The following is a 24,618-nucleotide window of genomic DNA, read 5'->3' as shown; positions in this document are numbered from 1 at the left end:
TAGAAAAACCTATACAGCACCGCCAGTTTGAGCGGCTACTTCCTCAGCAAAATTAGTTTCTTCCTTCTCAATACCCTCACCCAAGATAAAGCGAGAGAAACGACGAACTTGGATATTTTCACCAATAGTCGCCACTTGCTGAGTAATTAACTCCTCAACGGTAATACTTTGGTCTCTTACATAGGGTTGAGAAAGTAAGCACATTTCGCCCAAACGTTTTTGGATTCTACCTTCAACAATTTTCTCTTTAATATTGTCAGGCTTGTTACCCAAATCATCACGGCCCATTTCAATCGCCTTTTCCTCATCCACAATTTCTTGAGGAATATCAGCAATCTTGACATATTCCACATTAGGACAAGCAGCGATTTGCATAGCAATATTTTTGGCAAGACCTTGAAAATCTTCCCTTCTAGCTACGAAATCAGTCTCACAGTTTACCTCAACAATTACCCCAATGCGTCCCCCAGTGTGGATGTAGCTTTCTACAATACCCTCAGCGGCAACTCTACCAGCTTTTTTCTCAGCCGAGGTAATACCTTTTTGACGCAACCACTCCATAGCCTTTGCCATGTCGCCATCACTTTCCTTGAGAGCTTTTTTGCAGTCCATCATCCCTGCATTGGTTTTATCTCTAAGCTCTTTTACTTGCTTTGCTGATATTTCTGCCATAATTAATTACTTTATTTGGTATTAAATCTTAAAATTATCTTAAATAATCATTACATAAATCGAGTCCCATACTCTCAGTTTTTCTGGAAACAAGATTTACCCATTAACCATACAACGGAAATCAAAACAAAGTTTACCCACAGCCGAAAGCACCTATATTATAGATACCATCAGCCGTAAGTAAAAGTTACATCGTCAACGGTGAAGTTGTCAATCAGGAAAAATTACTCCTCTTCGCCACCACCTTCGGTGTCAGAGTAATCCTCATCTTCATAACCTTGATCTTCAGCAGATTCAATGGTTTCCACAGACTCAAGAAACTCATCCACCGTACCTTCTGCTACTGCCTTGCCATAACGCCCTTCATAGATAGCATCAGCTAATTTACCAATGATTAACTTAATGGAGCGAATAGCATCATCGTTCGCAGGAATAGGTAAATCAACCAACTCAGGATTACAGTTAGTATCTAACATAGATACCACAGGTAAATTGAGTTTTTGACATTCTTTGATGGCATTATGTTCACGACGAATATCGACAATGATAACAAGATCAGGAATCCTGTTCATATCTTTGATACCACCAAGGTATTTTCTGAGTTTGGTTAACTCACGACGTAATACGGAAGCCTCTTTTTTAGGTCTTCTATCTAATGCACCACTTTCTTCGAGGGCTTCTAAATCTTTGAGGTGAGCAACACGGGCTTTAATGGTTTCCCAGTTAGTTAGCATTCCCCCCAACCAACGTTGGTTAATGTAAAATGCACCACAACGGGCAGCTTCTTGGGCGATGATACCAGCAGCTTGGCGTTTAGTACCTACAAATAAAACTTTTTTACCGCTTTCAGCGGCTTTTTTGACGTAGTTATAGGCCTCGTCCATTAATTGGGCGGTTTGTACTAAGTCAATGATATGAACCCCATTTCTAGCGGTGTAGATGTACTGAGACATCTTGGGATTCCAACGGCGAGTTTGGTGTCCGAAGTGAACACCAGAATCTAATAGCTCTTTTAAGCTAACTACTGGCATTTGATTTTCTCCTTTATTCGGGTTTATCCTCTATCTAGGCGATTAAAATTTCTCTGTCAGAAACACCCGACATCCTAGATATGTGAATTTTTTACAACTCTCCTAGTCTAACTTAATTATCATTTTTTTTCCATCGTTAGCCATAAAAAATAAGGTGGGTAATAGCGAATATTAATATTCAAAGAGATGTCAATCTTTTAAAATCCAGTGTGCCAAATTTTTCTGTATTTTCTGTAATCTTTGAGGAGAAACTTGCCCAATGTATCCTAAAAATATTGTTTGAGATACTACTGCTAATCTTGAAACTCTGATCACACTTTCTGTTTTTAACCCCGTATTTGGAAAATCTGAATCAAGGGGGGACACAATTTCATCTAGGTTCATGATTTCCTGTCCTGTTTTACTAGAAATCATACAAACCAACCAATCTTGATAATTATTAGATAATAATTTTAATAGTAATGCAGGTCTTTTCTTGCCAATAATTAAATCTGTTTGCGGAAACTTAAACAGCACTATTTGTCCTGCTATTGCCATTTTTCGATTAAATCTGCTTCGGTATATTCTGGAAAAGTTTCATTCTCTAAACCTTTCATTGCTTGTTCTAAGGAAAATTTATTCCATTCTCTAGCTTCGCTGACATCGCTTTTTTGTTGAAGGGAGCAAATTAGTTCAAGAACTTTTTTTTGGTCATTTTCAGAAAGATTATTGACCTGATTGTGTATTAATTCTTTGATGGACATTTTTGACTAATTATTAATAACTAATACTATTTTAGTATACAAAAAAATAAGGTGGGCAATGCCCACCCTACAAAGAATTGAAATTCAGACTAGCAATATTACTTAATAGATGCTGCTGTACCAGTGGCAGGGGCAAAACTAGGTACTACTACTTCATTATCCTGTTTGGTTAACTTGTTATAAAGTCTTTCGGTGTTGGGGAAATTAGCCGCAGGTAAGGTGGGATAACGGCGATAAGGCACGGTATCTTCACCAAATACTTGAGAATATTCCATACTACCGACCAATGCAGTGATAAAGGCACGAATACCTTGACTGGCAAGGATACGGTTGTAGTGTTGAATTTCTTTTTGATTCATGGGCGCACGACCTAGGAAATGTTTAGTACCCAATTCGATTACTTTGGTATTGGGGAAGGGGGTATAAAATTCCTTGAGGTATAAATCGGAGCAACCGAGAGCTTCGATAAATTCTTTAACACTTATTTCGCCGTTGCCGAGTTTACTTTCTAAGTTGGTGAAGTTAGCACTAACTACATAGGGTTCAACGTCGCGCTCGAATACTTGACGATAGGCGGCACGAATGGCATTTTTAAGGGCTACTTTGTCAACGTTGTTGGTAAGTTTAAATACTTTGGTTTGTTGACGTTGGACTGTTACACCTTGGTTTACACGGGATTTAACGTCGGGTTCGGTACGGAAGTTGTTAACTTGTCCGAGTTCGATAAATCTGGGGGTTACTTCTTTATCTACTCTTTGACCTATATCTTCTCTGATGGTACCTACTCTGGCGTTACGCATTTGTAACCCGTTGGGGGTGAGGTAGCGCTCGTAAGGTACGGTATCTTCCCCGAAGGCCTCGGAATATTCTTTGCTATCGATCATGGCATCGACGAGGGCATAGAAGCCTTTTTTGGATGCTAAGTCGAAGTAGGGGTTCATTTCGCTACGACCATAGGTAGGACGACCTAGGAGACGACGGTGGATATATTCGATCGCCTTGCACACATAGAAAGGAGTCCAGTAGGTTTTGAGGAATAGCTCGGATTTAGCTAACATACGGATAAAGTCTCGGAGGGAGATTTCACCGTTTTCGAGCTTGATTTCTGCTACTTTTAATCTTTGTCCTTCATAAACATCACGACCAAATACTTGGCGATAGGTGGCTTTAATAACCGCTTGGGTGGAGCTTTCGCCAAATTTAACTCCTAAACCGTTACTTGCTCCGGGTAGTTCATTATTTAGACGAACTACTTTAGGACCTAGGGTGCCGGGAAATTCTCCACGGGCGCGGGGGTTACTATTCTGGTTGTTGATACCAGGTCCACGGTGGATTAAGATACGTTTGGTATCTTTACTAAAGGGTGCAGGGGCGCTGCTAGGATTACGGGTTTCTTTGGGGAAAATCGCTCCAAACTGAATTTCGAGGGGATCGTTTCCAGAACCGTAAACGTGTTGATCGGGTAAGGGGCGATCGTATTTAGCGAAGGTGGTGACGAATTGGGGTACTTTGCGGAAGGGAGCGCTGTAGTTAAACAGATCCTGTTGCATTCCCCAGTTACGACATTCTTGGGCTTCTACTCCCAAACCTCTGAGGTAGGGTACGGTTTCTTCTCCGAAGTAGTCGGCATACTCTTGGGAATCCACGAGGGCATCCACAAGGGCAGGTAAACCACCGTTAGAAACGATGGAGAAGTATTGTTGCACTTCTTCACGGGAGGAAGGACCACGACCCAAAATATGACGGAAAGCCAGTTCTAAGGCACGGGAGTTAATGAAAGGCTCAAAGAATTGCTTACGGTATAAAGGAGACTTGGCAAGACGGCGGACAAATTCTTTCATGGAAATGTCGCCATTTTTTACCTGAGACTCAAGGTAAGAGATAGATTGAGAGTAGGCTTTGCTGATGTCACGCTCGAATACTTGACGATAGGCCGCTTTGACTACGTCATTTTTTTCGATGGTGGATAAGCCAGTTTTCATCACAAATTTAGGACGACGCTCGGCTGCATTGAAGTAGCTCTGAGGTAGTTGTAAGCCTTGTAAATCTTTAGATGATCTTTGGCGTATTTTATTGGCTGGGGTGGGTGCTTGTAGTTCGGCAAGAAGAATGTCAAAGTATTGGGTAACGATTTCTTTTGCTTCTGCGTCACCTTGAAAATAACCTAGACAGGATGCTTTCATGTCCAAGAGTGCAACTACGGTGGCATCAATGGAACAGGCTCTTTCTAAGACTTCCCTTAGTCCTCTGGTATTAACCACAAGAATGTTAGGATCTCCTGATACGATCGCATAGCTCACATAGCGCAAAAACCAAGACATATCCCTTAAGGACTTGGTCATGTTGCTAGGACCATAACGGGATACGTTAATAGGTCTAAAGTTTGGAGGGATAGCACCCAAACTGGGAGCTGAGGAGAAGGAGGAAAATAAACCTGTGAAGAAGTTACCTTTTTTTGCTTTGGTTTTAGTTTTTTCTTCCACAAAGGTTGCGGTGGAATTTTGGGCAGCTTTGATGTCGCTAGGTACGTCATTCCCACCACCTACCCCTGCCAAAACCATTGAGGGTGCTTGAGCGGGAGGCTTTTCAAAGAATGCCATGGGAGAACCACCGGTAAAGATACGGTTAGCTGCCCTAGAAACTATTACGTCTGAATTATTGGTGATGATTTCGGCGATCGCCAATCTTCTTAAACCAGAATCAAAGTATGTTTTTAATTCACCTAACTCTCTTTGATCGGGGAAGCGATCTTGCTGTTCTGCTTGAATAATAGTGGATACAGCTACAGTTTGGTATAATTGCGGTTTCGCTAAGGAACTACCGCCACTTGCTTTTATAGTCATTGACTCTTTTTATTTTAAAACTTTGTTTTTTAATCAATTCGTTCTATTTAGATTAAATCTTTTTGGGCTTTCTTAGGAGTTTTATTAAGTTTTGTTTCATTTTTTACCTACTCTAAGCAATACTGGATAAGGGAATGGGCAATTAATAATTGACAATGGACAATGGACAATTAATAATTAGGCATTGCGTAGCATAATAATGATTTGAAGAAAGTAGTCTAATTATTATCCCCCTTAAGGCTGATATTGAGAACGGTAGGTTTCTAGTCTTTTACCGAATAGCTGATAACGATTATCTCTAATCATGGCGTAAAGGCGATCGCCCGTATCCTTAGCAAAGGGCAAACCTTGATATATATTGACAAACCAACCACCAGAGGGCAAAACTCGAGCAATTTCTTCCGCCGCATCGCTACCCTGCCATCGTTGATTCGTTTCTGGATTAATTAAAATCATTCCTTTCTCACAATCACAGGCGGTTACTTGTACAGACTCCAAAACTTCTTCATTCTGCATGGGAGTATATACAAAAGACTTCCCCCGATCAAAACTCTCTAATAACTGCACCAGATTTACGCAAAGATTGCAGTTGCCGTCATAGATGACATGGTATTTCATAGCCATTTGTTATAATTTTTGATAAATCGCAATAAAACTTAATATTACTAATTATCCATGACTACCGACAACATCACGCAAACCAAAAAGCTGGGAAATACTGACATAGAAGTATCTGCCCTAGGGATTGGCACTTGGGCATGGGGAGACTCTTTTTTCTGGGACTATGGTAAAACCTATGGAAAAAATGACATTGAGGAAGCCTTTAAAGCCTCCGTTGCGGGGGGGGTAACTTTCTTTGATACCGCTGAAGTTTATGGAAGTGGTAAATCTGAGCAACTATTGGGGGAATTTTGTCAAGATACAGACAAAAAAATTGATATTGCTACTAAATACGCTCCCTTGCCTTGGCGTTTATTTGGCGGTAGTGTTGCCGATGCGCTTACCCAAAGTCTCAAAAACCTCCAAATGGATTATATTCCCCTCTATCAAGTCCATTGGCCTTTTATGCTCATGGGTCAAGAAACCTTGATGAATGCCTTGGCAGATGAGGTACAAAAAGGTAGGATAGGGGCGATCGGAGTTAGTAACTATTCCTCCGAAGAAATGAAAAAAGCAAAGGATATTCTGGCAAAAAGAAACATTCCCCTCGCCGTAAATCAGGTCAAATATTCCCTTATCACCCGTAAAATTGAAGCCAAAGGCATCCTCAAAACAGCCCAAGATTTAGGTGTTACCATCCTTGCCTATAGCCCCCTTGCCCAAGGATTACTCACAGGAAAATATAGCCTTGAGAGCGCCCCTAAACCCGAAGGAGCGAGAAAATTAGACTCTCGATTTAATGCCAGTGGTTTAAGTAAAATTACCCCTGTATTGGAATTTCTAAAACAACTAGGGGAAAAATATCAAAAAACTCCCGCCCAAGTATCCCTCAATTGGTTAATGGCACAGGATAATGTAATTCCTATTCCGGGGGCAAAAAATGCAAAACAAGCCCAGGATAACACAGGCGCTTTGGGGTGGAGTTTAACCACAGATGAGGTGGCACAACTAGAAGAAATTACCCAACCTTGGCTAAATACCTAAAATTAACATTGCACCCCATGTTTTTCATCGAGGGCATCCGCTTCTTTTTTCAACAGGGCCAATAAATGGTAGTTTTCATTCATATAAGCGATTTCCATACGACGCTCTAAGTTACGGCGTAAATTAGCCTGATGAATGGTAGCTAAATTACATTTTGTTTCTTCACTGACAACATTTACAGTGGGGAGACATTCTTTTTCTTTTGCTTCATTTTGAAGGGGAATGAAGTAGGGTTGTGCATTGGGATTACTATTGTAATCGATGCCACGATATTTTAAGAAAATTTTGGGTTGTAGGTGAGGAATATGTCTAGGTAGTTTTCGACGACATTCTATACCTCTATATTTACCTAATATATCTGCTTCTTTTACTTCTAGGAATGATGTTTCACTGGGTGTATGTTCATTTCCTCTATAAGACATTTTCATTTATTTATACCTCTTTTTAAATTTATTTTTATCCACTCATTAACCAAAATCATCCTTGTGCTGATGAGATGTTATCTTGGGTGCTTATTTCTATGGAGTTTTAGCACGACTAATCATATTGACTCGTTGTCACGGGAGATATTTTTTTTCTCCACACTACTTAATGTAGCATTTTTCAAATGAGATATATTTTTTCTGTATCAATCGTTACAATTAATATAATTTGTTTACAACTAAAAAGCGGTATTGGTTATGTAAACAGGAAACACTTTTAATGCTAAATCTGACAATAAACTTTACTTTCAGTGATTGTTTATTTTAATAGTCTAATTAACCAATAAATTGTAGTTTTGAAAGATTTTTGTTACTTTTTCCATCAATTCTGGAGTTGGGGGTTCAGTATTTTTCAGTTTATAGTCAAAGCCTAATTGTTCCCATTTATATTCCCCCATTTTGTGAAATGGTAATATTTCAACTTTTTCTACATTTTTGAGTTGAGAAACAAATTTTGCTAACCCTAAAACATTGTCTTCGCTATCGGTTAACCCGGGTACTAAAACAAAACGAATCCAAGTGGGTTTGTTAATTTCGGCTAGGTACTTGGCAAAATTTAGGGTAGGCTCTAAGGATACACTTGTTACGGTGCGATAGGTATCGGGATTATAGGATTTAATGTCCAATAGCACTAAGTCTGTATGTTCTAGCACTGGTTTGGCGGCGTTGAGGGTTACATAACCAGAGGTGTCAAGGGTGGTATGGATACCGATTTTATGGCATTCTTCAAAGATTGCTTGGACAAATTCCGGTTGCATTAGTGGTTCTCCCCCTGTAACGGTTACTCCACCGCCAGAGTATTGGAAATAGGAGCGATATTTTTTGATTTCGCTGATTAATTCCGGGACGGTGATTTTTTTTCCTTCTTCTGGGTGTCGGCAGTCTGGATTATGACAGTATAAGCAACGGAGGGGGCAACCTTGGGTAAAGATTACGAAGCGAATACCTGGCCCGTCAACGGTGCCACAACTTTCGAGGGAATGGATTAAGCCTGCGCTCATAGGTAATAATGGATTGACAATTACTGGAGGGCAACTGACAATTAGTAAGGTTTTTCTAGTTCTATTATAGAAATTTTGGTCATGGAGTTAATAAAAGATTTAGGGGAGCATGAGTTATTACGGCGATTGAAAAAATATTGTCATCCTAGGTTGGTGGGGGATGATGGGGCAATTTTGGATGTGTCGGAGGGTAAGCAGTTGGTGGTTACTAGCGATATGTTGGTGGAAAATGTCCATTTTAGCGATCGCACTACTCCCCCGTATATGGTAGGTTGGCGTAGTGTAGCGGCGAATTTATCTGACTTAGCAGCCATGGGGGCTTATCCTTTAGGCATTACGGTAGCCCTTTCTTTATCTCCTCAAACCCCTTGGAGTTGGGTAGAGTCTCTTTATGAGGGGATGAAAGATTGTTTAGATCAATTTGATACTACTATTATTGGGGGAGATTTAACTGGGGGAACAGTGAGTGCGATCACGAAGTGGCGCTGCGCGATCGCCATTACCGCCCTAGGAGAAGTAAACCCACCGCAAAAAATCCTCAGAAACACCGCTAAAACAGGGGATATTATCGTAATTACGGGAAACCATGGACTATCACGGGCAGGGCTAGAAATCCTTTTATCTGAAGACAAATATCAATCTATAGATGAGCAAAGCCGACAAAAATTAATCCTTGCCCACCAACAACCCCAACCCCGTCTCGATTTATTACCCCTTCTCCATGAATGTCACCCCATCACAGGGATGGATAGTAGCGATGGACTAGCCGATGCCATCATCCAAATTTGTCAACAAAGTAATCGAGGTGCGAGAATATACCTAGATCAAATTTTCATTGCGCCAGAAATTCTTAAAATCACCGATGCTAAAACCGCCCTTAAGTGGACACTATTTGGAGGGGAAGACTTTGAATTGGTACTATGTTTATCCCCCGAAAAAGCTCAACAATTAATTAATAACGGCATTACACAAATAAAAAGAATAGGTGAAATTACCGAAGAAAAAAAAGTAATTTTGATAAACAATAATAATCCAGATTCCGAAGTCTTATTAGATGTTAACGAAATATTTAACCATTTTTAGGTATAATAAATCATAAGGCTCAGATTCTCTAATTGATCTACTCTTCTTACATTATTCATCATTGATCAAATCATGATTAAAATTTTAGTAGTTGATGACAGTCATGCTCCCCGAGAGGTGATTTGTGATACACTCAAACAATTTAATATTCAAGTAGCAGAAGCAACCAACGGGGTAGAGGCGATCGAAGTATTAAAAGCCGAAAAATTTAACCTTGTGATCACCGACGTAGTCATGCCCGAAATGAATGGGTACGAACTTTGTAGATGGATTAAAGAAAATCCTAGCACAAAAAAAGTTCCCGTCATCTTTTGTTCCACAAAAAATCAAGACTTTGACATCCACTGGGCCCAAAAGCAAGGGGGAGATGCCTATATTGTCAAAGAAGAATTTATCAAAGACAAAATGCAACTTCTCAAAACTATCAAATACTTGCTCAAACAAGTAAAATAAAAATAAATCAACTCTACAGACAAGATTACAAAAAGTATAATGAGCCAAAAAGGTATAATCGTAATTGGTGGTGGTTTAGCCGGAACAGAAGCCACATGGCAAATAGCCCAAGCAGGGATTCCCGTTACCCTCTACGAAATGCGCCCTGTCAAACATAGCCCAGCACACCATAGCGAACACCTAGCCGAATTAGTATGTAGTAACTCCTTTGGAGCCGATGCCACCGATAGAGCCGCAGGACTACTCCACGAAGAATTACGCCGTCTCAACTCCATCATTATCCAAACCGCCGATAAACATAAAGTTCCCGCAGGAGGGGCTTTAGCCGTGGATAGAGGAGTATTTAGTCAAGATTTGACCCAAACCCTCGATAATCACCCCCTAATCACCCTTAAACGAGAGGAAATCAACTCTATTCCCCCCGATACCATCGTTGTTCTAGCCACCGGCCCCCTCACCACCGAAAAATTAGCCACCGAATTACAAGGCATAACAGGGATGGAATATATGAGCTTTTTTGATGCCGCCAGCCCCATCATCGTCGGTGAGTCCATCAACAAAGACATCGCTTTTTTTGCCTCCCGCTACGACAAAGGAGAAGCCGCCTATCTCAACTGCCCCATGAATAAAGAGCAGTATATCCACTTTTGGCAAGAATTATCGAAAGCCGAACAAGCCGAATTAAAAGACTTTGACAGGGAAACCTCCAACTTTTTTGAAGGATGTTTACCCATCGAAGAATTAGCCCAAAGGGGAGAAGAAACCATGCGATATGGTCCCCTCAAACCCATCGGTTTATTTGATGCCCGTCTCGGAGACTTTAGGGAAAATAAAGATAAACGCCCCTATGCCGTAGTACAACTGCGACAAGAAGACAAAGCAGGGCAACTGTGGAATATGGTAGGCTTTCAAACTAACCTCCGTTGGGGTGAACAAAAAAGAGTATTTCGTCTTATCCCCGGATTAGAAAACGCTGAATTTGTCCGTATGGGAGTAATGCACAAAAACACCTTTCTCAATGCCCCTCAACTCCTCCATGCTAGTTTACAATTTAAAACTAAACCCACTCTCTTCGCCGCAGGGCAACTAATCGGCACCGAAGGTTATACCGCAGCCTGTGCAGGGGGTTGGTTAGCCGGTACTAACGCCGCTAGGGTATATAAAAATCAAGAGCCATTGGTATTATCTCCCTATACAATGATGGGAGCATTATTCGATTTTATTAGTTCGGCTGATGCCAAGCATTTTCAACCCATGCCCCCTAACTTCGGTATTTTGCCCACCTTTGAGAAAAAAATAAAAAATAAACGAGAGCGTTATCAAGCCTATGGACAGAGGGCTTTAAATATGGTTGATACCTTATTAGCTCAAGTATAATATTTTATGAAGTTGAAATATGATTTAATCCTTATTGGTGGTAGTTTAGAAGCTATTTGGGGAGCGAAATATGCCGCTAATTTTGGGGCAAGGGTTGCTCTGATTATTGATGTAGATTTTGCCACAGAAAACGGAGAAAAATACTTATTTCAACAGTTACAAAGTGAGCTTTTATCACCCCATAGTTTTCATAATAGACAAGACATTTTAGAGCAAAAAAGACTACTAATTGAACATAAGTTATTACCTGAATTAGTAAAGCTAGAAGTTGATATTATTTTCTCTGGTTTTGAATTTATTTTAGAAAGTAATCAAACGGCTATTAAAACAAAAGAAGATATTTTAATGGCTAATGGTTATATTCTCACAACCCCTTTATATGACCATCAACATCCTAATTGGTTAGGTATTGAAGAGGTTAATTATTTAACTGGTTATGACATTTTCAAACTATGGGATATAGATTCTTTGCCAGAGAATCTTGTGGTGGTGGGTGATGATGATATAGCCGTTAACATTAGCAGTTTATTAATTCGTCATCAAAAAAAAGTCACTTTATTAACCACAAAAAAACATATTTTGCCTTGGGAAGATGCGGATATTGCTTTTTTAGTTCAATGTCAGCTAGAAGGAATGGGCGTTAATATATTAACAAATTATCAGGTAAATCAGTTTAAATATATTGATAATAGTAAATGGATTTTGGCTGGAAAAAAAGCTATTGAGTGTCAGGAAATTATTATTAGTGATAGTTTATTAAAAAAAAGAGTAGCTCTTAATTTCCATAATTTAAGTAATAAAAAGCAACCGAAATTTGATCCGATTAATACTAATATCTTTGTTAGTAATAAGTTACAGACTGATAATCATAATATCTATTGTGTTGGTAGTTTATTAGGAGGTTATAGTAATCTAAATATTGCTAGTGAGGAGTTAAAAATTGCTATTAATAATATTTTGTTTTTGAATTTTAACGAAGCTAATTATGATGTTATTCCTTATCATATTAATATAAGTTCGGGAGTTTTTAGGGTAGGTTACAGTGAATCTCAGGTAAGAAATTTATATGGAGATAGTTCGAATAGTTTTGTCGTTCAAAAAAGTTTTCTATCACCTTTTGATTTGGAACAAAAAGACGTTTTTATTAAGTTGATTATTAGTAAAAGCAAGAAAATTTTGGGCTGTCATTGTTGGGGATATAAGGGGGATTTATTGGTTAATATTGTTAGTACGATAATGAAGCAAGATGAGAATATTAATGCTTTATTTAAGGTATCTATTAGTGATGATTTTATTAGGGAAGTTGTCGATGAATTAGAGGAAAGAATAACTAAAAAGTATTCTATGGTAAAGTTTAATTTATTTGAGAGTTGGTTTATTTGGAGAAGAAAATAGTCTTTCAAACTAGAGTTGCTACAATATCGTTTCTAGTTAAACCAGTTTAAATCTACATAATTAATTTTCGCATAAGGTTCGAGCGCCTTTAACACCCTATTACCGTAACTGCGAAAACTAACCCGATTATCTAGCAAAGCCAAAACCCCCTGATTTTTGCGTACTGACACCGTCAATTGTTGTAAAGTTTTAATACCATGGGGTAATAGATATAGACGAAACCAGTCTTTTTTTTGACTTTTATAATAATTTACTTGGGAAGCTACTAAAGGATTTTCTAAGGAGGGAATTGGTAAAGTGGCCATAATCAATAGTTGGGGTGAGGGAAATTTTTCTTGATGGTGATACCAAAAATTAATACCGCATACTAACACCGTGTTATTACTAAAGTCTAGCTCATTTAGTTTGACCCTTGAACCAAATTGAGACGCTAAAATAGAGGTAATTTGAGCCTGTAATGGCACATCTTCAATGATAATTATAATGGGTTGATGGTTCACTTTGGCACTAGAAACAAGGGCGCTAATCTCTTTGGTAACCGAATTTTGAAATTCGGGGCTATTGGGGAAGGGAAATTTTTCGGGAAAATATAGTTTTAGGATGGCATTGGGGGCATGGGCAGAAAATTTGAGACAGGTATAGTTATTGTTATTAATACCCAATTGTTTTGCATAGTCTATGGCTTCTTTTTCAGGACTAAGATAGTTAGCAATAAGGGTAATTGATTTTTGTTGCCAGATATTTTTGATATTTTCAGCAAAATCTAATGGAGATGATTTAATGGTAAATTGTCCTTTGGGGCGATTAATCTCTACATAATTAATATAGTTTTTTTCATTTAAAAAATGTTCATTAAATTTAATAAGTTTATGGTACAACTTTGAATTTGTAGGCTTTACTTTTGAAATAATTTCTTGAATAATATATTTTTCTCTTGTTTCTAATAAATAACTGTTATAAGGGTTTATGGGATGACTAAAAACTGATTTAGTGAGCTTTGCTAGTTGGCTTTGAATATAGCTCTTATGTTTACCATTATCTTCTTGTAATTTGAACCAATCATAAACATCCATAGAAATAGTTAGGTATTCATTGATAAATTGGGGTAATTTATCTGCTTCTTCAATAATGGTATGGGCGTTAATACACCAATGATTATTAATAGTATATTTTAACCAACTTTGAGGGTCTAATATAATAAGAGATTTACTATCCTGTGGCTGTGTTAGTAAGTGATTAGAAACTAATTTGTTAGTACCTAAATTCTTCTGTAAAAATGGAATTTCTTGCTCTATTAATTGTGATTGATTCGCTTGTGGGGCAACGATAATAACTGTTTCATCCCAGATAAGGGCAGGGGTTAGGTAACTTAAGTTATAGGTATCATGACTAACTCCTGTCTGGATTATAGCCGATCGCCCTAGGCGCAAACCACGGGCTATCATTCTACCCATGGTGAGATGATGTACCCAATCAGAAGGGCTAAGGGAGCGCAAAAAGTTGCGTAATTCTGAGTGTACTTGGGCTTCTAACATCTTATGGGGTAAATTTCTTAGGAAAATTTTTATAATTATCCCTTAAATTTTAACGCCGATCGCCCTTGACTGTGAGATGATAAGTAAGGTTATAGTAATAGAAATATAAAGGAAAATTTTTAATATGGCTCAAATAGAATTTAGTAAAGGCATCATTGAGGAATCAATTCCTGATGTAAAAATAACACGCTCCCGTGATGGTAGCAATGGTACTGCTACTTTTCGTTTTGAACAATCACCCATTTTAGAAGGGGGTAATACCCAAGCCGTTACAGGTATGTATTTAACCGATGAAGAGGGAGAGTTGAATACTAGAGAAGTTAAGTGTAAATTTGTAAATGGTGAACCCGTTGCCATCGAAGCTATCTATATCATGAAGTCTGTGGAAGAATGGGAAAGATTTATGCGCTTTATGGAACGTTATGCCGAAGAGCATGGGTTAGGATTTAGTAAGTCTTAAGGTATGGGGGTATGTTTTAAGTGTTAGGTTCTCTAATTAGTTATTTAAAAAAGATAATATTTTTTAATTTTGTACACTTAGTTTTATGAACATTCCCCATGAAGATAAATCATTTATAACTGCTAATTGTGCTGTGGTCACTATTAGTGATACTAGAACTTTTGATAATGATAAAAGTGGCAAAATAATTCTAAATAAACTAAAAAATAGTCATTATAATATCAATTTTTACGAAATAATAAAAGATAATTGCAATGATATAAAATTGTTGACAAACCATCTGTTAACGATGGAAATCATAGATGTATTGATTTTAACTGGTGGAACGGGGATAGCATCGAGGGATAATACATTTGACATTGTCGATAGTTTATTAGAGAAAAAAATACCGGGGTTCGGCGAAATTTTCCGTTATCTTTCCTATCAAGAAATTGGCTCACGGGCTATGGTTTCACGGGCGATCGCAGGTGTTTGTAAAAATAAAATAATTTTTTCTTTACCCGGATCTAGTAATGCGGTGAATCTAGCTATGGACAAACTAATTTTACCAGAATTAAATCACCTAATTTCTCAGTTAAAAATAAAGGAATAATTAACTAAGAACCTGTTTGAAAAGTCTTGATGTGGAATATGTCAGTAAAAAACTGACAAAAAAAAAGAAATGACAAGACTATCAATCGAAGATTGAGTAAAGATTATGAATTTTTACAAACTACCAGTGAAATGATCATTTTCGCCAGTATAATTTATATTATGCTGAGAAGATTTGAGCGTCAATCTCAAAATATCTAACTCACTTCTAAACTTTTCAAACAAGTTCTAAAACATGGCTAACTACAATTTAGACCTTTCCCTTTTTACCCTCAACTACGATGACTCCATTCAACTGTTAGATGGAACAAATATTTCCACCCGTTATCTCCATACATCCATAAACGGTATGGGAAGCGGAACTGTGGACACCTACACCTTTACAGTTAAAGCTAACGAAACCTTTATTTTTGATATAGATGATAATAACTTCGATACTAGCTTATTCCTCTATGACTCCTCAAATAATCTCGTAAATTGGAATTTTGACACCATTGAAATAGGGCATACGGGGTTAAATAACGCTTCTTTCTTAACCCATACCTTTGTTAATAATGGAACCTATCGCCTTGTGGTGAGCAAAAATGGCCTTGCCAATAGCCCTTTAAGCACAGAGGATAGCTATAAACTTAATGTGGCTTATCAATCAGGGCTAACCTATGAAAAAGCGTTAACTTTCGGGGGTAGTGAAAAGGATAGTGGACAGGCTATTACAGTTGATGCTAATGGAAATATATACGCTACAGGTTTTTTCAAGGGTACAGTGGACTTTGATCCCAGTAGTAGCACCACAAATCTTTCAGCCAACGACAACGGAACCAACTTCAGTAATTTTATCACTAAATTTAATGATGATGGTTCTTTAGCTTGGGCGAAAAATTTTAGTGGGGGGAATATTCAAGGCATAGACTTAGGGGTTGACACCAGTGGCAATGTTTATAGTGCTGGACTTTTTTTTGGTACTGTTGACTTTGATCCGGGTGATGGTATTTATTCCGTAACAGCTAATAATCCTTTTATAAATACTTACATTTCAAAACTAGATAGTAATGGTAATTTTGCTTGGGTGAAAACCCTTGGAGAAACGGATCTACTAAATTATGCTGGTATTACAGCTATGGCGGTGGATGGAAGTGGAAATGTTTATACAACTGGATATTTGAATGGCACAGTGGACTTTGATCCAGGCAGTGGTACTGCTAACTTAACCAGTAGTGGGGAGAATACTGACTTGGATATTTTTGTCTCGAAATTAGATAGTAATGGTGACTTTGTTTGGGCAAAGCGCATGGGTGGAGTTAATAGTAGCTATGCTAAGGATATTACGGTAGATAAAGATGGTAATATCTATACCACCGGAATTTTCAGGGGTACGGTCGATTTTGATCCGGGGGTTGGCACTTTCAATCTTACCAGTACTGGAACTTATGGAAATAGTTTTGTCTCAAAATTAGATAATAATGGTAACTTTGTCTGGGCAAAAAGTTTTATAGAAATTCCATTTTTGGTTACACCTGGTGCTAACGGCATTGAGGTAGATGACAATGGTAATGTTTACATAACCGGTGGCTTCAGAGGTACAGTGGACTTTGATCCGGGGGTTAGCACTTTTAACCTTACCAGTCTTGGTACTAATAATAATGCCTTTGTCTCAAAACTAAATAGTAATGGTGATTTTGTCTGGGCTAAACAATTAGGGGGAATTAATGGCAGTCAGGGTAATAGCATTACCATTGATGAAAATGGCAGTGTTTATACTACTGGTTCTTTTGCGGGAACGGGAGATTTTGATCCGGGTAGTGGCACTTTTAACCTTACCAGTCAAGGATCAATAGATGCTTTTGTGTCGAAACTCAATAGTGATGGTTCTTTTGGAGGAGCTTATGCTGTCGCTCGTGGAACAGGCCCCAATCTAGGGCTTGATATTGCTGTAGATAACAATGGTCATGTCTATATTACTGGTGAATACCAGGGAACAGCGGATTTTGATCCGAGTTCGGGGGTGGCTAATTTCAATAGTGCGGGAGGTGATGATATTTTCATCTCTAAGCTCAACCTCAATCAAGTTCCCACTGCTCTTAATTTGAGTAATGATTCTGTGGAAGAAAACGTCCCTGTAAATACTACTATAGGCACTTTTAGCACGATCGATCCCGATAAGAATAATACTTTTGTCTATCGTTTAGTAAATGGTACAGGTGCAACGGATAATGGTATGTTTACCATTGTGGACAATGAACTGCGGATAAATGTATCCCCTGACTATGAAACTCAAAATAGTTACAGTATCCGAGTACGAACCACAGATCAAGGGGGCTTATATCATGAAAGTCCGATTACTATAACCATTATCGATGTTAATGAACCACCCACGGGGATTAGTATTAATCCCAACATCATAGAAGAAAATGTTCCAGCAAATAGTCTTGTCGGTACTTTTAACACCATAGATCCCGATATTGGTGATACCTTTACCTATAGTTTGGTGACAGGTTTAGGATTTCTCAATAATAATAGTTTTACCATTGTGGGGAATCAACTGTTCATTAATGTATCCCCTGACTATGAAACCAAGAATAGTTATACCATTCGGGTAAGAACGACAGATCAAGAGGGTTTAAGCTATGAACAACCCCTGATTATTAATATCAGTGATGTGAACGAAACTCCCACCGCTTTAACTCTCAGTGCTACGGAAATTATCGAAAATGTAGCCGAAAACACGACGGTAGGAATTTTTAATACCACTGATCCTGATAGTGGAGATACCTTTACCTATAGTTTGGTGACAGGTACAGGAGACACCGATAATAATGCCTTTTCCATCCTAGGGAATCAACTACAAATTAACAGTTCTCCCGACTATGAAACCCAAAATAGTTACGAGATTCGAGTCAGAACAACGGATCAAGGAGGTTTATACATAGAAGAAACCTTCATTATTACCATCATCGATGTGGACGAAACAATCCCCAATAGCGCCCCCACCGATTTAAGCATTACTCCCAGTTCGATCGACGAGAATCAGCCTGTAAATACAGTAGTAGGCACTTTTACAGCAACTGATCCCGATGAGAATAATCTCTTTAGCTATACCCTAGTTAATAGTGGAGTTTATCCCGATAACAACGCCTTTTTTATTATCGGCAATGAGTTACGTCTGAACACCGTCCCCAACTATGAAGTTAAAGATAGTTATACCATTAAAGTAAAGGTAACGGATCAAGGAGGTTTATCCCACGAAAAAGAAATCGTGATTGCCATTAATGACATTAATGATATTCCAGTCTTAAGCGGTACTCCTGCTATTTTTGCCGATGGTATAGAAGATACTCCTTACAATATCAATGTGTCTGATTTGTTACAAGGGTTTACGGATGAAGATGGTGATACCCTCTCGATCGTTAATATCAGCAGTAATCAAGGGAGTTTCGTTAACAATAACGATGGTACATATACCTTTAACCCCAATGCGGATTACTATGGTGTAGTTAACTTCACCTATGATGTTATTGATGGTAATGGTGGTAGTGTAAGTGCAACAAATAGTTTTAACCTCACGGGGGTGAATGATGATCCGAGGTTAACAGGAAGTAAAGCAATTCTTCGCAGTGGGATACAAAACACCCCTTACACCATCACCGTCTCTAGTCTTTTGCTAGGTTTTACCGATGTGGATGGTGACACCCTCTCTATTGCGAATCTCACCGCCACTAATGGTACTCTTGTAGATGATAATAATGGTATTTATACTTTTTTCCCTAATAATAACTATAACGGAATAGTAAATCTCAGTTATCAGGTAATCGATGGACAAGGTGGTAGTCTGACGGCAACGAATAGTTTTAATCTAATTGCGGTTAATACTCCTCCAATGTTAACAAGTACTCCCCTACCTATCCCTGATGGATTGGAAGATGAAAAAATTATCATTAGTCGAGAACTATTATTATCAGGTTACACTGATCCTGATGGAGACTTCATCCTGATCCGTAACCTAACAGCTACTAGAAGTACAGTGGATGCAAATAAATCATTGCGTTTAGGAGTAGCCAACCTGGCTGTAGGGCTTGACAGTATGGAATTGTCCCGTAATGTTTATCAAAATCAATACAACTATTATGTTTGGACTCCTGATGCTGACTATAACGGTATCATCACCCTAAACTATAACCTAGAGGATGGTAACGGTGGGGTAGTTCCGGTAACTCGCACCTTAAATCTCGCCCCCGTTAATGATGCCCCAAGATTAGTTGGTCCTCAAGTCTCCCTTCCTAATGGTGCAGAAGACACTCCTTACATCATTAGTGCATCAGACTTATTGCAAGGTTTTATCGATGTTGATGGTGACAGGATGTCTGTCACTAATCTCAGTGCCACCAATGGTAGTATTCGCAATAATAATAATGGTACTTATACCTTTACTCCTAATCCTAATTATTTCGGTGATGTCCACCTCAGTTACAACGTTACTGATGGTGTAGGTGGTAGTTTGGGGGCTAGTAATAAGTTTACTCTTATCAATGTCAATGATCCACCAGTTTTAACAGGAAAAAAAGCTAATCTTCCATGGGGTAAAAAAAATACTCCTTATACGATCTCCGTTGCTAATTTGCTCCAGGGCTTTACGGATGTTGATGGTGACACCCTATCCATTAGCAACCTTAATGCTACCAATGGCACTCTCACGAATAATAACAACGGTACTTATACCTTTACCCCCAACAGCAATTATATTGGGGATGTCAACCTCAGTTATAACGTCATTGATGGTAACGGTGGGAGTGTGGCAGCCACTAATCTATTTACCCTTACTGAAACAGACATTTTGGTAACACAAGCTACTGACAATGGTTTAGGGGATACCGTAGGTAGCCTCAGTTGGGCGATCGAACAAGCCAATAACACCCCCGGATTAGATGTTATTAAGCTCACTACCAATGTGCGTCTAGCCTTTAGTAGCGATGTGATTCGCATGAGAACCCTGATTAACAGTGACATGATCATTGATGGCAATGGTTATACCATTAGTGGAGATAACAATAACGATGGTTTTACCAATGAAGATTTTTCAGGAGGAGGCGATCGACCCATTTTCTTTGTCTATGGGGGTGATCCTAGTCATACCGATAAAGGAAGCAATGGTATTCTCGATGTCACTTTCAAAAACCTAACCCTTAAAGGTGGAGTCGCTACAGGAGGAATAGGAGGCTCTGCGGGTATGGGGGGGGCATTGTTTATTTATGATGGTAATGTCATCATCGATAATGTCACCTTTGAAGGTAATAAAGCCATCGGTGGTCCGACTATCTTACATCAAAATAGTTGGAGGTATGGTCAATACCTTGGTATCGGTCTGACAGGACAATCTGGTGGTAATTCTGAATTTTTTGGTGTTGATGGTGGTAATGGTGGCTTTGGTGGTAATGGTGGTAATGCGGGTAATGGTGAGCCTGTAATTACTAGCTCTTTTGGTGTTCCTGGTAAGTCTGGTGGTAATGGTGGTAATGGTGGCTTTGGTGGCAATGGTGGCTTTGGTGGTAGTGGTAGTAATGGTGCTAATGGTCGTCCTGTTGTTACAGATGCGTTCTCTGATCGAGTGCTATTTAGTGCTGAGAATGGTAGCCGTGGTGGTAATGGTGGTAATGGTGGCTTTGGCGGCTTTGGTGCGTCTGGAGGCTATGGTGGTAATGGTGGTAATGGTGGTAATGGTGGTGATGGTTTGGGATCATCGGTTTCTGGAGGCAGGGCTGGTAGTGGTGGTGATGGTGGTAATGGTGGAGCGGGTGGAATTGGAGGTTTTGGTGCATCTGGTGGTTTTGATGGAACTAGGGGGAGTGCTGGAACTAATGGTTCGGGACGAAGCCCAATTAGTAATGTTAATAACGGAAAAATAATCTCTTATCCCATAAAAAATGGCTTCGGAGCTAACATCTACACGGGAGCAGGAATGGGGGGAGCAATCTTCATGCGTACTGGTAATCTAACTATTACTAATAATTCCGTCTTTAAAGACAATGAAGCCAAAGTACCCTATTCCTCTCAAGCAGGTTTTTTTGGTAGCGGTTATGGGGGAGCGATTTTTGCCATGACTCAGTCCGCTATTGATCAGCAAAGGAGAATTAATAATCAAGGTTTACCCAGTTCCCCCGCCGTTGTCAATATTGATAACACAACCGTTTTTACTGGTAATCGTTATTTCAGTGGCAATAATAATTTTTTCGGACCTACCTCCAGTCAAACTTTCCTCGGTAGTAATCTCAATAGTGGGGCGGTATTCGGTACAACGGCAAAAACCTCAGTAGGGAAAGGTTTAGATGGACCTATAGCCGATGCTACGGTATTCTTTGATGCTAACTTAAATGGTATTTTAGACCCTGATGAACCCTATACCACCACCGATTCTGCAGGTAACTATCAATTAGAAATTAGTAACGTTTTTGACATCAATGGTAACGGTGTTATTGATCCAGAAGAAGGACAATATGTCTTAGTCGGAGGCATAGATGTCATTACTGGACAAGCCTTTAACAATACATTAAAAGCCCCTGCCGGTTCAACGGTAATCACTCCTTTAACTAACCTGATTAGTGAATTAATGGCTGTGGGTTTGACCCCCGAAGAAGCGGAAACGGCTGTTAAAACCGCTCTCGGTTTGCCTGATGTGGACTTAACTACCTTTAATCCCGTCGAATCCGCTCAAATGGATTCAGCCGATGGTTTAAAAGTATTAAGCACTCAGATTGCGATACAAACTCTTGTTAACGGCATGGATGCGATCGCCGAAAATGTCGCTTTATATGCTCCCACCATCACCCCAAAAATTTGGAATAATGCCTTTAAAACTGCCTTATTAGGTGCAATTCAAAGCGGTAACTTAGACTTAGGGGATAGTGATCAAATCGCCAATATCTTATACGCTACAGGTGGTATTATTACTAATGGAGACACCACCCTAGAACAACAATTTTTACCCTTAGTCAGTGCCATTCCCATATCTGCTCAAGTCATTGCTGGTGGTTTTAACGATGCCATTCTCAATGCTAGTAGTGCAACGGATATTTTTAAAGCTCAAACCGTTGCTCAAACAAGTATTACTGAGGATTATATTGATTTATTACAAGGACAAATTGATCTTGCTACCTTTGTGAACAATAATACGGGTGCTAACCTAGCCACTAAGGTACAAAACGCTGTAATTAATGTGTTAGCCATTGCCGTTGATGACAGTGTTGATGCCGATGAAGATAATATCTTGAGTGGGAATGTGATCACCAATGATAGTAGTATCGGTGGCGGTAGCTTAACGGTGACTGCTGTGGAAGGCTTAGATACCAATGTGGGGCAAGATGTGACTTTAGCTTCAGGGGCGATTATTACCGTTAATGCCGATGGTACATTTACTTATAATCCTAATGGACAATTTGAGACTCTCAAAGCAGGAGAAACAGAAACAGACAGTTTTACTTATAGTCTCACCAGTGGAAATACCACCGATTTAGCAACGGTAACGATTATTGTGAATGGCGTTAATGATGATCCTATTTTGTTATACCTTGATAACAATACCATTGAAGATGATCAACCCATCGGCACGACGATAGGTACTTTTGAAACCTTTGATATTGACTTTGGGGATACCTTTACCTATAGTCTTGTTTCAGGGGAAGGGGATACAGATAACGGTTTATTTGCTATTGTCGGTAATGAGTTACGCAGTAATACCTTATTTGATGCAGATACCCAGAATAATTATAGTATCCGAGTACAAACCACTGACTCTGGGGGAGGGGTGTTAATTGAAACCTTCAATATTGGTATCATTAATAAACCAGAGATTTTCACTGCTACCAGTGGGGTGGACAATCTTATTGGTACTTCAGGCTTTGATTTGTTTGAAGTTGATGTGGCTAATCTTCAACAAGGAGACTTTTTTGATGGTGGAGAAGGTTCGGATATTTTCCAACTAACAGGAGGCAATACCAATCAAACTATTATCTTTAATTTAAACTCCCTCACTAATCAATTTAGTGGTGCTAATTTTGTAAGGAGAGTGGCAGTTAAAAACTTTGAGTCAATTGATGCCAGTGATTTTCAAGGGGGAGTAATTATTTTTGGGCATAATAACTTAGATAACGTCTTAATCGGTGGAATGGGCAACAACAACCTTCAAGGCAGAGGAGGCAACAATCTCCTGATTGGTGGTGCTGGTAACGATGTGTTGGTTGGTGGTAGTGGTAGTGATACCATGATTGGCGGTGCTGGAAATGATCGCTACTTTGTTAATAGTGTTAATGATGTGGTGATTGAGGAAGAAAATGGAGGTAATGACACGATATTTAGTACCGTTGACTATACCTTACCAGATCATGTAGAAAACCTCAGATTAACGGAAAATGCGGTTTCAGGAACGGGAAATGACCTTGATAATGTTATCATTGGTAATAACCAAGATAACATTCTTCAGGGTATGGGAGGTAATAACTACCTAAATGGTGTTGCGGGCAACAATCTCCTGATTGGTGGTGCTGGTAACGATGTGTTGCGTGGCGGTAGGGGTAATGATACTCTTATTGGTGGTATGGGTAATAACACTTTGACTGGAGGTGCGGGGCGAGACGTATTCCGCTTTGATTCTTTCGGTGAAGGACGCAACCGCATTACCGACTTTGACGTCATAGATGACATCATTCAAATTTCTGCCAGTGGCTTTGGGGGAGGTTTAGCAGTGGGTACATTACTAGAAGATCAGTTTAGTATAGGTTCATCAGCTACAACAGAACATCATCGTTTCTTCTATGATGCGAGTAATGGTGGTTTATTCTTCGATTCGGATGGTAACGGTGCAACGGAACCTGTACTAATTGCCGCTTTAAAGAGAGGTTTAGCCATGACTTATGAGAATATTGTCGTAATATAGTGACATCAGATATCGTGGTATTTAGGGTCTGCTGAAAAAGTCTTAAACGTAATATTGCATTACAAGTGTCAATATCCTATTTACTTTATCCCTCTTTTGTCACTTTCCGAGATAATGAATCTTAAAAGGATAAATTTATCCGCTCAGAAAATACGTCATACAATTATTACTATACTCCAGCAATAATTGTAATAGGAATATTAATAAAAACATTTAAGATTGAGTGCAAACGAGTTTTTTCTAATTCCCATAAATTCCAATCAGCACAAGTGAGAAAATGATGTAAACTTTGAGAAGAAACATTAACGATGCGAGAAATTTCAGGAAGAGATTTTCTTTTAATATCAGAAATTAATCCTAAGTGTAAATATTTAAAATATTCGTAGTT

The 24,618-nt window shown here is 39.0% G+C and carries 17 protein-coding genes and 1 pseudogene; 8 read left to right on the top strand and 10 right to left on the bottom strand.

All coding sequences use genetic code 11. The features are described 5' to 3' along the window. Positions 1 to 9: 9 nt before the first annotated feature. The 6 genes from tsf to ACXITR_RS07745 all read right to left on the bottom strand — a co-directional run bounded on the left by tsf (position 10) and on the right by ACXITR_RS07745 (position 5,907). Positions 10 to 672, bottom strand: coding sequence for a translation elongation factor Ts (gene tsf / locus ACXITR_RS07770; protein WP_457996669.1), 663 nt, complete (start codon positions 670 to 672; stop codon positions 10 to 12). A 224-nt stretch (positions 673 to 896) separates the two neighbouring features. Then, positions 897 to 1,703 (bottom strand): 30S ribosomal protein S2, encoded by an 807-nt coding sequence (gene rpsB / locus ACXITR_RS07765; RefSeq protein WP_457996668.1) that lies wholly within the window; start codon positions 1,701 to 1,703, stop codon positions 897 to 899. Positions 1,704 to 1,892: 189 nt separating this feature from the next. Then, the gene (locus ACXITR_RS07760) at positions 1,893 to 2,240 is read right to left on the bottom strand and encodes a type II toxin-antitoxin system PemK/MazF family toxin (protein ID WP_457996667.1); all 348 of its coding nucleotides are present in this window, start codon (positions 2,238 to 2,240) and stop codon (positions 1,893 to 1,895) included. Next, positions 2,231 to 2,446 (bottom strand): hypothetical protein, encoded by a 216-nt coding sequence (locus tag ACXITR_RS07755; RefSeq protein ID WP_457996666.1) that lies wholly within the window; start codon positions 2,444 to 2,446, stop codon positions 2,231 to 2,233. Before ACXITR_RS07755 ends, ACXITR_RS07760 begins: the two co-directional genes overlap by 10 nt. A gap of 98 nt (positions 2,447 to 2,544) precedes the next feature. Then, a complete protein-coding gene (locus ACXITR_RS07750; protein ID WP_457996665.1) occupies positions 2,545 to 5,289 on the bottom strand; it encodes a phycobilisome rod-core linker polypeptide in 2,745 nt (914 codons plus the stop codon). A 234-nt stretch (positions 5,290 to 5,523) separates the two neighbouring features. Next, complete coding sequence (locus tag ACXITR_RS07745) at positions 5,524 to 5,907, bottom strand: thiol-disulfide oxidoreductase DCC family protein (RefSeq protein ID WP_457996664.1); 384 nt, start codon at positions 5,905 to 5,907, stop codon at positions 5,524 to 5,526. A 57-nt stretch (positions 5,908 to 5,964) separates the two neighbouring features. Between ACXITR_RS07745 and ACXITR_RS07740 the strand changes: the two genes are divergently transcribed. Next, positions 5,965 to 6,933 (top strand): aldo/keto reductase, encoded by a 969-nt coding sequence (locus tag ACXITR_RS07740; RefSeq protein WP_457996663.1) that lies wholly within the window; start codon positions 5,965 to 5,967, stop codon positions 6,931 to 6,933. 2 nt (positions 6,934 to 6,935) lie between these two features. Here ACXITR_RS07740 and ACXITR_RS07735 read toward each other — a convergent pair whose 3' ends face one another. Together ACXITR_RS07735 and pflA are read right to left on the bottom strand one after the other, a co-directional pair. Then, positions 6,936 to 7,361 (bottom strand): DUF4278 domain-containing protein, encoded by a 426-nt coding sequence (locus ACXITR_RS07735; RefSeq protein ID WP_457996662.1) that lies wholly within the window; start codon positions 7,359 to 7,361, stop codon positions 6,936 to 6,938. A 326-nt stretch (positions 7,362 to 7,687) separates the two neighbouring features. Then, positions 7,688 to 8,416 (bottom strand): pyruvate formate-lyase-activating protein, encoded by a 729-nt coding sequence (pflA, locus tag ACXITR_RS07730; RefSeq protein ID WP_457996661.1) that lies wholly within the window; start codon positions 8,414 to 8,416, stop codon positions 7,688 to 7,690. Between the two features lie 81 nt (positions 8,417 to 8,497). On the opposite strand from pflA, the gene thiL reads away from it, so the two are divergent. From thiL to ACXITR_RS07710, 4 genes are all read left to right on the top strand, one after another. Further along, the gene (gene thiL, locus ACXITR_RS07725; RefSeq protein ID WP_457996660.1) at positions 8,498 to 9,499 is read left to right on the top strand and encodes a thiamine-phosphate kinase; all 1,002 of its coding nucleotides are present in this window, start codon (positions 8,498 to 8,500) and stop codon (positions 9,497 to 9,499) included. A 72-nt stretch (positions 9,500 to 9,571) separates the two neighbouring features. After that, on the top strand, positions 9,572 to 9,952 hold the full coding sequence (locus tag ACXITR_RS07720; protein WP_193799449.1) for a response regulator: 381 nt from the start codon (positions 9,572 to 9,574) through the stop codon (positions 9,950 to 9,952). A 39-nt stretch (positions 9,953 to 9,991) separates the two neighbouring features. Continuing rightward, entirely contained in the window at positions 9,992 to 11,329 is a 1,338-nt protein-coding gene (trmFO, locus tag ACXITR_RS07715) for an FADH(2)-oxidizing methylenetetrahydrofolate--tRNA-(uracil(54)-C(5))-methyltransferase TrmFO (RefSeq protein ID WP_457996659.1), read from the top strand. A gap of 6 nt (positions 11,330 to 11,335) precedes the next feature. Beyond that, on the top strand, positions 11,336 to 12,724 hold the full coding sequence (locus ACXITR_RS07710; protein WP_457996658.1) for an NAD-binding protein: 1,389 nt from the start codon (positions 11,336 to 11,338) through the stop codon (positions 12,722 to 12,724). A 32-nt stretch (positions 12,725 to 12,756) separates the two neighbouring features. On the opposite strand, the gene ACXITR_RS07705 is transcribed toward ACXITR_RS07710, so the two are convergent. Beyond that, a complete protein-coding gene (locus tag ACXITR_RS07705; protein ID WP_457996657.1) occupies positions 12,757 to 14,259 on the bottom strand; it encodes a helicase C-terminal domain-containing protein in 1,503 nt (500 codons plus the stop codon). 124 nt (positions 14,260 to 14,383) lie between these two features. On the opposite strand from ACXITR_RS07705, the gene psb28 reads away from it, so the two are divergent. From psb28 to ACXITR_RS07690, 3 genes are all read left to right on the top strand, one after another. Further along, complete coding sequence (gene psb28, locus ACXITR_RS07700) at positions 14,384 to 14,719, top strand: photosystem II reaction center protein Psb28 (protein WP_457996656.1); 336 nt, start codon at positions 14,384 to 14,386, stop codon at positions 14,717 to 14,719. 85 nt (positions 14,720 to 14,804) lie between these two features. Then, complete coding sequence (locus ACXITR_RS07695; protein WP_457996655.1) at positions 14,805 to 15,311, top strand: MogA/MoaB family molybdenum cofactor biosynthesis protein; 507 nt, start codon at positions 14,805 to 14,807, stop codon at positions 15,309 to 15,311. 234 nt (positions 15,312 to 15,545) lie between these two features. Continuing rightward, complete coding sequence (locus ACXITR_RS07690) at positions 15,546 to 24,230, top strand: cadherin-like domain-containing protein (protein ID WP_457996654.1); 8,685 nt, start codon at positions 15,546 to 15,548, stop codon at positions 24,228 to 24,230. 169 nt (positions 24,231 to 24,399) lie between these two features. On the opposite strand, the pseudogene ACXITR_RS07685 reads toward ACXITR_RS07690, so the two are convergent. Then, a pseudogene (locus ACXITR_RS07685) lies at positions 24,400 to 24,618 on the bottom strand (IS701 family transposase); the annotation flags it as partial.

It is taken from the genome of Cyanobacterium sp. (assembly GCF_054166785.1).
Note: the sequence above shows the minus strand (reverse complement) of the source record. Positions and strands in the feature narration are given on the sequence as shown.

Coding starts and splice junctions, on each gene's coding strand:
- tsf (WP_457996669.1), bottom strand. CDS start 672: ATGGCAGAAATATCAGCAAAGCAAGTAAAAGAGCTTAGAGATAAAACC.
- rpsB (WP_457996668.1), bottom strand. CDS start 1,703: ATGCCAGTAGTTAGCTTAAAAGAGCTATTAGATTCTGGTGTTCACTTC.
- ACXITR_RS07760 (WP_457996667.1), bottom strand. CDS start 2,240: ATGGCAATAGCAGGACAAATAGTGCTGTTTAAGTTTCCGCAAACAGAT.
- ACXITR_RS07755 (WP_457996666.1), bottom strand. CDS start 2,446: ATGTCCATCAAAGAATTAATACACAATCAGGTCAATAATCTTTCTGAA.
- ACXITR_RS07750 (WP_457996665.1), bottom strand. CDS start 5,289: ATGACTATAAAAGCAAGTGGCGGTAGTTCCTTAGCGAAACCGCAATTA.
- ACXITR_RS07745 (WP_457996664.1), bottom strand. CDS start 5,907: ATGAAATACCATGTCATCTATGACGGCAACTGCAATCTTTGCGTAAAT.
- ACXITR_RS07740 (WP_457996663.1), top strand. CDS start 5,965: ATGACTACCGACAACATCACGCAAACCAAAAAGCTGGGAAATACTGAC.
- ACXITR_RS07735 (WP_457996662.1), bottom strand. CDS start 7,361: ATGAAAATGTCTTATAGAGGAAATGAACATACACCCAGTGAAACATCA.
- pflA (WP_457996661.1), bottom strand. CDS start 8,416: ATGAGCGCAGGCTTAATCCATTCCCTCGAAAGTTGTGGCACCGTTGAC.
- thiL (WP_457996660.1), top strand. CDS start 8,498: ATGGAGTTAATAAAAGATTTAGGGGAGCATGAGTTATTACGGCGATTG.
- ACXITR_RS07720 (WP_193799449.1), top strand. CDS start 9,572: ATGATTAAAATTTTAGTAGTTGATGACAGTCATGCTCCCCGAGAGGTG.
- trmFO (WP_457996659.1), top strand. CDS start 9,992: ATGAGCCAAAAAGGTATAATCGTAATTGGTGGTGGTTTAGCCGGAACA.
- ACXITR_RS07710 (WP_457996658.1), top strand. CDS start 11,336: ATGAAGTTGAAATATGATTTAATCCTTATTGGTGGTAGTTTAGAAGCT.
- ACXITR_RS07705 (WP_457996657.1), bottom strand. CDS start 14,259: ATGTTAGAAGCCCAAGTACACTCAGAATTACGCAACTTTTTGCGCTCC.
- psb28 (WP_457996656.1), top strand. CDS start 14,384: ATGGCTCAAATAGAATTTAGTAAAGGCATCATTGAGGAATCAATTCCT.
- ACXITR_RS07695 (WP_457996655.1), top strand. CDS start 14,805: ATGAACATTCCCCATGAAGATAAATCATTTATAACTGCTAATTGTGCT.
- ACXITR_RS07690 (WP_457996654.1), top strand. CDS start 15,546: ATGGCTAACTACAATTTAGACCTTTCCCTTTTTACCCTCAACTACGAT.